Here is a 12,242-nt window from a genome sequence, read left to right as displayed (position 1 = left end):
CCGTCATGAACGCCCGACCGCGCATCCTGGTTGTCGACGATGATGAACAGATCCGCCTGTTCCTGCGCATCACGTTGAAAGCCGCCGGCTACCAAACGATCGAAGCCGCGGATGGTCGTGCCGCTATCGAGGCCTGCACTGGCAGGAAGCCCGACCTGGTCCTGCTGGACCTGGGCCTGCCCGACATCTCAGGGCTCGACGTGATCCGCGCGGTGCGCGTGTGGACGCAGTTGCCGATCATCGTCCTGTCGGTGCGATCGGACGAGGCCGACAAAGTGGCAGCGCTCGATGCGGGCGCCAACGACTACGTGCAGAAGCCCTTCAGTACCGCGGAGCTGCTGGCGCGCACCCGCGCGTCGCTGCGTGTGTATTCCGGCGAGACGACGTCGCCGGTGATCGAAGCAGGGGCGTTGCGCATCGACGTGCCGGCGCACGAGGTGCGACTCGGCGACGTTCCCATCAAACTGTCGCCCCGGGAGTTCGAGTTGCTGCTGGTGTTGGCGAGAGCGGCAGGGCGTGTCTGCACGCATCGCCAGTTGCTGGCTCAGGTCTGGGGCCCCGCTCACAGTGACGACGTGCAGTACCTGCGCGTGTATGTCGCGCAGCTGCGCGAAAAGCTCGGTGACACCACGGGTGCGCCAAAGTACATCGTCAATGAGCCGGGGATCGGCTATCGGTTGGCGGTTTAGCCCGCTCGCGGCCTGATACCCCTCTCCAAAGACAGGCAGACGACCCCTCCCAATTGGGGTAACCGTCCGCGGCGTCGCGAACCTATACTGCGGCCGACCGCCCATACCACCATGAACCGCCGCATCCTCAAACTGCTGTCGCTCTGGATCCTGCCGCTGCTCATCGCACGCGCCATGATCCCGGCCGGCTATATGTTGTCGACGGCGGATGGCCTGCAGCTCATGTTCTGTCCGGGCGTGCTCCAGCCCGCGTCGATGAGTCTTCCTGCGCCTGCGATGGATCATTCGGCGCATGCCGGTCATCACGACATGTCGCAGCACGCCGGCCATCACAGCGAGGCTGCATCCGACGACACGTCGCACGAAGTGTCGGCCTGTCCGTTCTCGCTGGTCGCAGCGGCGGCGCTGCTCGATGCGTCCTTCGTTGCCACCGATTCGATTCGCGCTCCCGAAGAGCGCGTCGATTTCACCACCGGTCCGGCCGTCAGTGCCGGTCCATTGCACGTCGAGCGCATTCGCGGTCCGCCGCAGTTCTCCTGAAAAGCAACTTCCTGGAAATGATGCGTCCGTTGTCGTCGTGACAATGGCCGCGACGCTTTTCATGCCGGTTCGCGCCGGCATTCGGAGACAGACTAATGACTACCCGGATCTGCGTGCCGGCTACGACGAGCCTCGTCGTGGCCTGCGCGCTGTTGCAGGCTGCCGCGGCTGAAGACACGGCGCCGACCAGGACGTTGGGTACGGTGACGGTGGTGGGCACGCGGCCCACGTCGTTACCGACCCAGATTCCAACCACCATCGAAGGCATCACCGGTGCCGATATCGCCGACACGATCAATGCCACCGACGCCCAGGACGCGCTGAAGTACCTGCCCAGCCTGGTCGTGCGCAAGCGCTACATCGGCGACTACGATCATGCCGTGCTCGCCAGTCGCGCCTCCGGCACCAACAACAGTGCGCGATCGCTCGTCTATGCGGACGGCATCCTGCTGTCGAACCTGCTCGGCAACGGCGCCACCTTCACGCCGCGCTGGGGCATGGTGACGCCGGAGGAGATCGAGCGCGTCGACGTGCTGTACGGGCCGTTTTCCGCGGCCTATCCCGGCAACTCCGTCGGCGCTGTGGTCGACTATGTGACGCGTATGCCGACGCAGGTGGAGGCACACGCGAAGATCACGAGCTTCGGCGAAGATTTCAGCGTCTACGGCTCCGACGGGCGCTACACCGGCTGGCAGGCCAGCGCATCGGTCGGCGATCGCACCGGCAACTGGTCCTGGTGGCTGAACTACAATCGCCTGGACAGCGACGGTCATCCGATCGTCTTCGCCAACAAGCTCGTCAGTGCGGGCATACCGGGAAGCGCCGGCACGCCGGTGACCGGTGCGATTGCGGACAGGAATCCGCGCAATCAGGACTGGCTGATTCTCGGTGCCACCAGCCAGGTGCACACCGTGCAGGATCACGCGAAGGCCAAGCTCGCCTACGATTTCTCCCCGACGCTGCGCCTCAGCTACACGTTCGGCTGGTGGCGCAACGAGGCCGATCGCAATGCCGAGACCTATCTGCACGATGCCAGCGGCGATCCCATCTACAGCGGTCCGATCAATGTCGACGGACGCACCTATACGCTGGCACCGACGGACATCTCGATCAGCCGCGGCGATCTGCAGCATCTGATGCACGGGATCGCGCTCAAATCGGACACGCGCGGCACCTGGGATTGGGAGGTCGCGGCAAGTCTGTATGACTACGCACGCGATGAGGTGCGCTCGCCGCTCGGCGCGCTGCCCGCGGCCGCCAGCGGCGGGGCAGGCCGCATCACCGATCAGGACGGCACGGGTTGGAATGCGATTGCACTCAAAGGAACGTGGCGACCCGGCGGGGTCGCTGGCAATCACGTGATCGATGTGGGGTATCAGCGCGACGCGCACAAACTGCGAACACTCGTCTCGAACACCGACGACTGGCTGAGCGGTGCGGCGATGACGCGTTTCTCCGCATTCCAGGGCGATACCCGACTGCAGAGCCTCTATGCGCAGGACACGTGGCGGTTTGCCACAGACTGGCGCGCGACGCTCGGCTTGCGGTTCGAGGAGTGGCAGGCATCGAATGGGTCGATCTCGAATGCGCAGGACACGCTGCCATTCGCGAAGCGTGCCGAGACCCATGTCTCGCCGAAAGCAGCCATCGCCTGGCAGGTCTCGCCGGACTGGGCGCTCAAGGCCTCGCTCGGCAGAGCAGTACGCAATCCGACAGTGGCCGAGCTGTATCAGGGATCGATCGCGACCAATGCGATCGTCAACAACGATCCGGATCTCGAACCGGAAAAATCCTGGACCGGCGAGCTGACCGCGGAGCGGGCGTTCGATCGCGGACTGCTGCGTATGACATTCTTCCACGAGGACACGCGCGATGCGCTGTACTCACAGACGAATGTCACCGGCACGACGAGTGTCACGACCATTCAGAACGTCGAGCACATCCGTACGAGCGGCGGCGAAGTTGCATGGCAGATGCGGGATGTCGTGATCGAAGGTCTGGACCTGTTGTCGAGCCTGACCTACGCGCATTCGCGCATCGTCGAGAACGAGAACTTCCCTGACAGCGAGGGCAAGTGGCAGCCACGCGTGCCTGAATGGCGTGGCAATCTGCTGGCCACGTACCGCAGCGGCGATCGCTGGACCACATCGCTCGGCGCGCGCTACAGCGGCCGGCAGTACAACACGCTGGACAACACCGATCCGAACGGATTCACGTACACCGGCACCAGCAGCTACTTCGTCATCGATGCGCGTACGCGCTATCGCCTGACCGATCTGTGCACGGTCTCACTCGGTATCGACAACCTCAACAACCAAACGTACTGGGCCTTCCACCCGTATACGCAGCGCTCGTACTCGGCGGAGATCAGCGTGGATTTCTGAGGTGGACCAGAGCGGAAGAAGAAATTCCACGGGGCTCACGGGGAAACGCGGGGCATGAAAACTGTCGTGCGTTTATTGCCTCGCCCCGTGATACCCGGTGCTCCCCGTGGAGATCTTCAGTCTTCCTATCCCGCCGTCAGCATGCGATCCAGAAGGCCGGGCTGCATCTTGCGCAGGAAGCCATCGGCATTCTGCGGCCGGTCGGCGCGCTCGAATGACAGGCAGCGTTCGAGCAGTTTGCGGGCGCGGCTGTGCAGGCCGAGGATGGGTGCGAACTTCAGGCCTTTCTGGCGGGCCACGATCATGCTGTGACGCTGGTAGGGATGCTTGCCGGTGAGCATTTCGTACGCGATCACGCCGAGTGGATACAGATCATCGGCCGGATGCGGGCGGGAGATCTGTGCCCACGGATCGGCGGCATAGGCTTCGGTGTAGGCCCGCAGAGTCTGGGTGTCCAGAACGTCGAGCGATTCATTGCTGTTCGGCAGGGCATTGATCAGTCCGAAGCACATGATCTTCGCCGTGCCGTCATCGCACAGGAAGATTGCATGCGGACTCAGGTCCGCGTGCACGATGCCGTGCTGGTGCGCGTGGGCAAGGCCGTTCGCAATGGCCGAGATGATCGGCCAGGCCGTCGCGTAAGGCAGGCCCTTGCCGCGCGCCTCGCGGATCAGGCTGCTCAGCCAGCGGCCGCGCAACGGCTCCATCACGATGAACACGTTGTCGCCGTGGCGGCCGATGTCGTGAATGCAGGCGATGTTCGGGTGCGTGAGATGCTGCGTGCGCCGCACTTCGGTTTCGAGAATGGACAGCGCATCCGGCTGATGGCGCAGGTTCACCGCAACGATCTTCACCGTGACTTTGCGTTCATGGTCCGTGACGGCGAGATCGACGGCTGCGAAGACCTGGCCGATGCCGCCGGCGCCCAGGTGTTCGGCCAGTTGGTACCGCCCCTTCAGCACCGAGCCTGCGCCGATCGTTTCCGGCCTGGTTGAGGAAGCATCGGCGATGGCCCGCGAGTCGTACCACTCGATGGGGCCGGTCAGTGGTGCCTGCGATCGGGCGGCGGCCGCCATGGGGATGTCATTGCTGGCGACGCACTGCAGGACACTGGCAATGCGGCGTTCCGTATCCCTGATACGCGCGCCGGTGGCATTGCCGATCGACGCATCGAGCATGCCGGAGTCGATCCACACGGTGCGATCGGTCGGGAAGCCCTCGAGGGCATCGAGCAGGACACGTCCCGCCGCATGCGGTATGCGCTTGTGCTTCAGCGCAGTTTCGATGGAGAGATTCCAGAAGCGGGTGCCGGTCGGGTCCTCCTGACTCGACTGCAGCAACGTGCTGCAGGCTGCCTCCAGTGTCAGCGAGCCGTTGCACAGATCGTCGATGATCTGGTCGATGTGCCGCGCCATACGCTTTCTTCCTTGTCAGACCGGATAGCTGCCCCGGGATCCAGATGTGCGTGGCTCGAAGAATATTCACGTGCGCGCGTAACAGGATGTGAACGCCGGCTCATTTCCTCCGCCATGAGGTCCATTGGATGCAATTGCTTACATCCGGGTGCCGGGATTCGGTTGGCAGACCGTGTTATGTCGCCAGAGAGAAAGATTTCACACAGAGGTCACAGGGGGAGAGTCACGGACCCAAGGAGCACCGAGAAAAAGAGCTCTCTTCCCCCGTGAGTGCTCCCGTTCTTTTTTTTCTAACTGTGCCCTCTGTGCTCTCTGTGTGAAATCCGGGCGCTGCTTATCCGTTCACCGCGACCCGATCGACGGGAAGCGGGATGACATCGGCGAGTGGCCGCGTGTCGGTTTCGGTTTCGGGAATGGACCTGGGACGTGTGCTCAGGTGGGGGATGGGCTCGTCGCCGTGCAGTTGCTGGTGGGTGTTCGCGAGCCACTGTTCGATGTGGCGGCGAAAACGCTCGATAGCCCGCTCGCGAAAGACGACGAGGCCGGTGCCTTCGTACATCTGCTCCTGCCCCGGAGTCACGTGATACCACCACTGCAACCGTTCGAGTCGCGATCCCTGGAAGTACGGCAATGAGATCGAGAAACGGCGACCTCTGCGGGTCGGCTCGGTTTCGGCGAAAGCAAAATAGTCTTCGAGTGCGCGAGGCAGTTCGATCAGCGTCATCCGATCACGTAGGAGCGGCAAGCGACGGACCGATCATAGCGAGTAGGGAATGAACCTTCCAAGGCCTCATTGCGTTTCCGGTGGAATTATTTTTTCACGATGCTGTTTGTTCCGGTGCAGGGCACACTGTCGCGCACCGAATTCGTCCATGTGGAGATCGCAATGGCAGCCATGTCCCGCGGCAACGTGCTACTCGTCCCGATCGCGGCATTCCTCGCGTCGGCCGTGAGTGCCGCACCGGCGGTGACGATCGATCCGCAGCGCTTGTCGCAGACCGTGAAAGTGCTGGCCTCCGATGACTTCGAAGGCCGCGCGCCCGGAACGGCAGGAGAAACGAAGACCATCGCCTGGCTGTCGAAGACTTTCGCCGACCTGGGCCTCGAGCCTGGCGGGGAAAAGGGCGGATGGACGCAGGCGGTGCAGTTGGTGCGAACTCAGGTCGGCACGCCGCGCACCCTCGGTTTCCGTGTCAACGCGGAGAACCGCGCTCTGACGCAGTCCCGGGACATCTACGTCAGCACCGTGCGCAACACTGACAGGGTGGCGCTGGAGAGCCTGCCGGTGATCTTCGTCGGCTACGGCGTGCATGCACCGGAGCGGCAATGGGATGACTACAAGGGCGTCGATCTCAAGGGCAAGGTAGCCGTCTTCCTGATCAACGATCCTGATTTCCATGCCGCGCCTGATGAACCGGTGGCCGGCAAGTTCGGCGGTCGGCGCATGACGTACTACGGCCGCTGGACCTACAAGTTCGAGGAGGCCGCGCGCCGCGGCGCTGCAGCGGCGTTGATCGTGCACGACACCGACGGGGTGGGCTATGGCTGGCCCACGGTGATCGCTGGCGCGGGCGAAAACTACGATCTGGTGCGGGCCAATCCGCAGGAGCGCGTGCAATTGCAGGGCTGGATCGCAGCCGGCACGGCGACCGAGCTGTTTCACGCCGCGGGCCTCGATCTGGCCGCATTGAGTCGTCAGGCGCGTCGTGCGGATTTCAAACCCGTCGAATTGCGGGGCACGACGTTCTCCGTCGACTTACCGGTCACCGCGACGCTGGCCGAGAGCCACAACGTGCTGGCGAAGATCGCCGGCAGCGAGCGACCTGATGAGACAGTGATGTTTGGCGCGCATTGGGATGCATACGGCGTCGGCCCGCCAGACGCCGACGGTCGTACGATCCGGGCGGGTGCCAACGACGATGCGCTGGGGGTGGCCGGCGTGATCGAACTGGCGCGTGTTTTCAAAGCCGGGCCGCGACCGCAGCGAACGCTGGTCTTCGCCGCCTGGACCGCCGAAGAGCGCGGCTTGATCGGCTCGCAGGCCTACGCAGCGAAGCCGCTGTATCCATTGTCGAAGACCGCCGCGAACCTGACGCTCGATATCCTGCAGACCGCGGGTCTCGCGCGCGATGTGCTGCTGGTCGGCGCCGGCCAGAGCAGTCTGGAAGACGACCTCGCCAGGGCTGCAGCCACGCAGCAACGCAGCATCACCCCGGAGACCTTGCCCGAGCGTGGACTCTTCTACCGTGCGGATCACTTTCCGCTGGCGCGCGAGGGCGTGCCCGTGTTGTTGTTGATGGCCATCAGCGGCGCCGCCGACATGGTCGATGGCGGACGCGAGGCGGGCAATCGCTGGCTCGAGGGCTACATGCGCTGCTATCACCAGCCCTGCGACGCCTGGAATGCAAACTGGGATCTGCGCGGCGCAGTTCAGGACATCGAGCTGTTCCGCATCCTTGGCCAGGATCTCGCGAACTCCCGACGCTGGCCGCAGTGGCGGGCGGAATCGGAGTTCAACGCCATCCGCCGCCAGTCGGAGGCGCAGCGACGCTGAAGCAGAGGTGCGCACTACGTGCCTCCAAAACCAGATCGAAGAATAGATTCCTGCTGTTGCGATTCTTGCGCCTTTTTTGCGGCCATTTCTTCTGCAGGCGTCGCGCCATTTCGGCAAGCATTACGAAAAAGAAACATTGGATATAGTAACGATCGTTACTATATCGCTCGTTAGGTCCCGCCGTTGGCGGGCGAACGAGGCGAGTCGTGGATCCGCTCAAGAATGTAGGTTTTCTCCTGAAGGATGTGACGCGCCGTTTCACGGTGCGTTTCGAGCAGCATGCGCGCGAAATTTCGCTGACCCTGGTTCAGTGCAAGCTGCTATTGCAACTGGAGAAAAACGAAGGAGTGAGCCAGGCGCGGCTGGCTGAGCTGACCGATGTCGAGCCGATGATGATGGTCAGGATGCTGGATCGCATGGAGGCCGACAAGCTGCTCGAGCGCCGAGACGATCCCAGCGATCGGCGGGCCCGCCGACTGTACCTGACCAGTAAAGCCAAGCCATTGCTCGAGGAAGTCGACCGTATCGCGCAGCTCACACGCGCAGAAATTTTCGCCGGCATCGGCAAGGTCGAGCGCGAACAATTCATGCGCGTTCTCGAACGTGTTCATGAGAACGCCTGCGCGCTCAGCGCCCCCGAGGCAGCAGCGCCGCCGCAGACAACGGATCCTTCGCCGGCACGGCGTATCCGCGGCGCCTCGCGTGCTGCCACAGCCAAGTAGTTTCCTTCCGTCATCCAGAACTCACTCTCATGTCCACCATCGCAACTGATGTCCCCGATGAGGGGAATGCTGCCACCGCTTTGCAGCGTGCCCGTCTGCCGCTGCTCATCGCCGGTCCGGTGATTCTCGTGGCGTTCGCTGCCTGGTTCTATGTGACGGGTGGTCGCTACGAGTCGACCGACGACGCCTATGTCACCGCCGCACGCGTGGCGGTCAGTACCAACGTGCCTGGCCGCGTCGTCGAACTCCTGGTTCATGACAACCAGGTGGTGCAGCGCGGGGATCTGCTGTTCCGGCTCGATCCGCAGCCGTTTCGCATCTCCGTGGCGGAGGCCGAAGCGCAGCTTGGCGCGGCGCAGCTGCAGGTCAATTCGCTCAAGGCAACGTACCTGCAGAAGCGTGCCGAACTGGATTCGGTCAGGGAGACATTGGCGTATCAGCGCAGCGAGATGGAGCGTCAGCGCAAGCTCTTCGCGTCCGGCATCGCGTCCCAGTCGCAAGTCGATCGCACGAATCATGCATTCGACGAAGCGCGCACCCGCGTCGACAGCGTGCAGCACGAACTGACCGGGGTGCTCGCGCAGTTGGGCGGCGACGCCAATATCGCGTTGGCGAAACATCCCACGGTACTGCGGGCGCAGGCTGCGCTGGATCGTGCCAATCTGAATCTGTCGTACACAGAAGTGCGCGCGCCGGGCGACGGTGTGGTGACGCGGGTCGAACAGTTGCAGGTCGGCAGCTTCGTTGCGGCGTCCACTCCCGTCTTTGCGCTCGTGTCGACGCATGACGTGTGGCTGGAGGCGAACTTCAAGGAGGACCAGCTCGCTCATATGCGCCCCGGCCAGGAAGCGACCATCAAGGTCGATAGCTATCCCGGGAGAAAATTCCCTGGACGCGTCGTCAGCGTCAGTCCCGGCACCGGATCGCAGTTCTCGATGCTGCCGGCGGAGAATGCGACGGGTAACTGGGTGAAGGTCGTACAGCGACTGCCGGTGCGCGTCGAATTCGATGAGATCGATACCAGCATTCCCCTGCACAGCGGGTTCAGTGCGGTCGTCGAAGTCGATACGCGCTATCAGCGGCATCTGTTCGGGGCCAACGAAGATCCCACCGGCGTGCCGGCGGCGGCCACTGCCAGCAGATGAGCGTCGCGGCTGCCACGGCGGACGGCGTGAGCGAAGTGCATCCGACCGTGAAGCATCGCGGACTCATCACCGTGTCGGTGATGCTGGCGTCCGTCATGCAAGTGCTCGACAACACGATCGCCAACGTGGCGTTGCCGCACATCCAGGGATCGCTGTCGAGCACACAGGATCAGATGTCCTGGGTGCTCACGTCGTACATCGTCGCTGCAGCCATCATGACGCCGCTGAGCGGCTGGCTCGCCGGGCGCTTCGGGCGCAGGCGCGTGTTCCTGTTCTCCATCTTCGGCTTTACCCTCGCATCGGCCTTCTGCGGTCTGGCGAACAGCCTGCCGGAGATCGTGACGGCGCGCCTGCTCCAGGGCATTTCCGGCGCGGCACTGGTGCCCATGGCACAGGCCACGTTGCTCGATATCAATCCACCCGAGCGCCATGCGCGAGCGATGACCACCTGGGTGATGGGTATTACGCTCGGTCCGATTCTGGGCCCGGCGCTCGGCGGCTGGCTCACGGAGGCCTACACCTGGCGCTGGGTGTTCTATATCAACGTGCCCATCGGCATCCTGAGTTTTCTCGGCGTCATGTCCTTCCTGAAAGAGACGCCGCAGAAAATTTCCCGCTTCGATTTCATGGGCTTCGCGTCACTGGCGCTCGCGATCGGCAGCTTCCAGCTCATGCTCGACCGCGGCCAGGGCAATGACTGGTTCAATGATCCGGAAACCTGGATCGAAGCAGGCATTGCCGCGCTTTCCATGTACACGTTCATCGTCCATATCCTGACCACGAAACATGCGCCGTTCGTAAGCCTGCGTCTGTTCCGCGATCGCAACTTCCTGACCGGCTGCATTTTCATTTTCATCGTCGGTGTCGTGCTCTTCGCCACTCTGGCGTTGCTGCCGCCGATGCTGCAGGGACTCCTCAATTACCCGATTGTCCTTACGGGGTTGGTGACCGCGCCGCGTGGTATCGGAACGTTGCTGGCCATGGTGCTGGTGAGTGTCCTCGCAGGACGTGTCGACCAGCGTTACATGGTGGTGGCCGGGCTGCTGATCACCGCGCTCGCGTTGTGGCAGATGACGGGCTTCTATCTGCAGATGGGGCCGGGGATGGTGATCTGGTCCGGTGTCCTGCAGGGAATCGGCACGGGCCTCGCATTCGTGCCGCTGTCGACCATTGCGTTCTCGACGCTCGCGCCGCAATTGCGTAACGAGGGCACGGCGATGTTCAGTCTGATGCGCAATATCGGCAGCAGTATCGGCATCTCCGTCGTCGTGATGATGTGGGTGCGCAACACGCAGATCATGCATTCGCGTCTGGCCGAACACATCACGCCCTTCAGCGATGGGCTCACGCCGCTCAACGAGGCCCTGGCGTCTCCCATGGGACTGGCGGGCATCAATGCCTCTGTGACGCAACAGGCGGCCATGCTCGCCTACAACAATGATTTCAAGCTGATGCTCGTGCTGACGCTTTGTGCGGTTCCTTTGACCCTGCTGCTGCGCTCATCCAAAGGGGCGCGCAACGAGCAGGCTGCTGCGGTGATCGAATGACGACACATGCAATGCCGGTACGCCCGGTGGTTCTGACTCTGGCGATGTTGCTGTCTGCCTGCACGGTCGGCCCGGATTTCCGGCGCCCAGAACCACCGGCGGCTGAGCGCTATGTGGATCCGACGCCCGCGGGCGAAGGGATGCAGACGCTGTCGCTGGGTGAGGCGCCGCCGACCGAATGGTGGAAGCTGTTTCGTTCGGAGGCACTCGATCAGATCGTGGCGCGTGCGCTGCAAGGCAATCGCACGCTGACAGCGGCACAGTGGACACTGTCCGAAGCGCAGGAACTCGCCAATGCACGTGCAGGTGCGCGTTGGCCACAGGTGGATGCGACTGCCGGTGTGGGCCGCGAGAAAATCGGCGCGCAGTTTCTCGGATCGTTTCCGAAGCCGGCGCCATTCACGTATTTCTCGGTGGGCGCCAGGGTGAGTTATGCACTCGACTACACGGGCGGCCTCACTCGCTCGATAGAACAGCAGCGCGCCCTGGTCGACTACCGTGAGCAACAGGTTGAGGCGGCGCGGCTCGCAGTCACTGGCAATGCCATCACGGAAGCATTGCGCGTGGCATCGCTACGGACGCAGATCGAGACGGTGGAAGCATTGCTCGATCGCGACCAGGAGAACCTGAAGCTCGTGCAGATCGCCTTCGACGCAGGTTCAGTATCGCGTCTCGATGTGGTCAGCGCGCAGAGTCAGCTCGCCAGCGATACCACGGCGCTGTCGCCGCTGCGCCAGCAGCTGAGTGAGGCGCGTCATCGGCTGGCGGTGACTCTCGGCAATGCACCGGCCGCGGCGGCACCTGCAGATCTGAATCTCGCCCAGCTCACCTTGCCCGACGATCTGCCGGTGACATTGCCGTCGGAACTCGCGCGTCGCCGGCCGGACATACTCGCTGCCGAGGCGCAGCTGCATGCCGCCACGGCCGCAGTCGGCATCGCCGAATCCAACCTGTATCCGCACATCGACCTGACTGCGTCGCTCGGCCAGCAGTCGATTGCGGCTGCAGACTTGTTCGACAGCGGCAGCGGTGTTTTTGGCCTGGCCGCAGATCTCGTGGCGCCGATCTTCGATGGCGGCAAGCTGCGTGCACAGAAGCGGGCATCGGTCGATGCGTTGCACGCGAGCGCTGCAAACTATGAACAGACCGTGCTCGAAGCGTTCAGCCAGGTCGCGGATTCGCTCGAAGCCTTGAATCATGGCGCCGCGGAACTGCAGGCTCAGGCAAACGCGGAACGGGCTGCGCG

Annotated in this window: 10 protein-coding genes; 8 read left to right on the top strand and 2 right to left on the bottom strand. The window is 63.4% G+C overall.

The annotated features are described in order from the left end of the window. Positions 1-5: 5 nt before the first annotated feature. The 3 genes from VIZ63_RS00635 (at position 6) to VIZ63_RS00625 (ending at position 3,613) form a co-directional block, all read left to right on the top strand. A complete protein-coding gene (locus tag VIZ63_RS00635) occupies positions 6-689 on the top strand; it encodes a response regulator transcription factor (RefSeq protein ID WP_331607541.1) in 684 nt (227 codons plus the stop codon). 111 nt (positions 690-800) lie between these two features. Continuing rightward, positions 801-1,229 carry a hypothetical protein gene (locus VIZ63_RS00630; protein WP_331607540.1) on the top strand — a complete coding sequence of 143 codons (429 nt, stop codon included), beginning with the start codon at positions 801-803 and terminating at the stop codon, positions 1,227-1,229. A gap of 95 nt (positions 1,230-1,324) precedes the next feature. Beyond that, a complete protein-coding gene (locus tag VIZ63_RS00625) occupies positions 1,325-3,613 on the top strand; it encodes a TonB-dependent receptor (protein ID WP_331607539.1) in 2,289 nt (762 codons plus the stop codon). Between the two features lie 125 nt (positions 3,614-3,738). Here VIZ63_RS00625 and VIZ63_RS00620 read toward each other — a convergent pair whose 3' ends face one another. Further along, the gene (locus tag VIZ63_RS00620) at positions 3,739-5,028 is read right to left on the bottom strand and encodes a serine/threonine-protein kinase (RefSeq protein WP_331607538.1); all 1,290 of its coding nucleotides are present in this window, start codon (positions 5,026-5,028) and stop codon (positions 3,739-3,741) included. A gap of 334 nt (positions 5,029-5,362) precedes the next feature. Beyond that, positions 5,363-5,752, bottom strand: coding sequence for a hypothetical protein (locus VIZ63_RS00615; RefSeq protein WP_331607537.1), 390 nt, complete (start codon positions 5,750-5,752; stop codon positions 5,363-5,365). Positions 5,753-5,923: 171 nt separating this feature from the next. On the opposite strand from VIZ63_RS00615, the gene VIZ63_RS00610 reads away from it, so the two are divergent. From VIZ63_RS00610 to VIZ63_RS00590, 5 genes are all read left to right on the top strand, one after another. Further along, on the top strand, positions 5,924-7,582 hold the full coding sequence (locus VIZ63_RS00610) for a M28 family metallopeptidase (protein WP_349261090.1): 1,659 nt from the start codon (positions 5,924-5,926) through the stop codon (positions 7,580-7,582). A 206-nt stretch (positions 7,583-7,788) separates the two neighbouring features. Next, a complete protein-coding gene (locus tag VIZ63_RS00605; protein WP_331607535.1) occupies positions 7,789-8,304 on the top strand; it encodes a MarR family winged helix-turn-helix transcriptional regulator in 516 nt (171 codons plus the stop codon). A gap of 29 nt (positions 8,305-8,333) precedes the next feature. Further along, entirely contained in the window at positions 8,334-9,449 is a 1,116-nt protein-coding gene (locus tag VIZ63_RS00600) for an HlyD family secretion protein (RefSeq protein ID WP_331607534.1), read from the top strand. Beyond that, positions 9,446-10,996, top strand: a complete 1,551-nt coding sequence (locus VIZ63_RS00595; RefSeq protein WP_331607533.1) for a DHA2 family efflux MFS transporter permease subunit — start codon at positions 9,446-9,448, stop codon at positions 10,994-10,996. The genes VIZ63_RS00600 and VIZ63_RS00595 overlap by 4 nt, the downstream gene beginning before the upstream one ends. Then, the coding region (locus tag VIZ63_RS00590; RefSeq protein ID WP_331607532.1) for an efflux transporter outer membrane subunit at positions 10,993-12,242 on the top strand (1,250 nt) is incomplete at its 3' end. The genes VIZ63_RS00595 and VIZ63_RS00590, both read left to right, overlap by 4 nt.

It is taken from the genome of Povalibacter sp. (assembly GCF_036520495.1).
Taxonomy (GTDB): Bacteria; Pseudomonadota; Gammaproteobacteria; order Steroidobacterales; family Steroidobacteraceae; genus Steroidobacter.
This window is presented reverse-complemented; position numbering and strand designations above follow the sequence as displayed.

Bases quoted from the DNA above. Each gene is read 5' to 3' on its own strand.
- VIZ63_RS00620 (WP_331607538.1), bottom strand. From the start codon at position 5,028: ATGGCGCGGCACATCGACCAGATCATCGACGATCTGTGCAACGGCTCG.
- VIZ63_RS00610 (WP_349261090.1), top strand. From the start codon at position 5,924: ATGTCCCGCGGCAACGTGCTACTCGTCCCGATCGCGGCATTCCTCGCG.
- VIZ63_RS00625 (WP_331607539.1), top strand. From the start codon at position 1,325: ATGACTACCCGGATCTGCGTGCCGGCTACGACGAGCCTCGTCGTGGCC.
- VIZ63_RS00630 (WP_331607540.1), top strand. From the start codon at position 801: ATGAACCGCCGCATCCTCAAACTGCTGTCGCTCTGGATCCTGCCGCTG.
- VIZ63_RS00615 (WP_331607537.1), bottom strand. From the start codon at position 5,752: ATGACGCTGATCGAACTGCCTCGCGCACTCGAAGACTATTTTGCTTTC.
- VIZ63_RS00600 (WP_331607534.1), top strand. From the start codon at position 8,334: ATGTCCACCATCGCAACTGATGTCCCCGATGAGGGGAATGCTGCCACC.
- VIZ63_RS00595 (WP_331607533.1), top strand. From the start codon at position 9,446: ATGAGCGTCGCGGCTGCCACGGCGGACGGCGTGAGCGAAGTGCATCCG.
- VIZ63_RS00635 (WP_331607541.1), top strand. From the start codon at position 6: ATGAACGCCCGACCGCGCATCCTGGTTGTCGACGATGATGAACAGATC.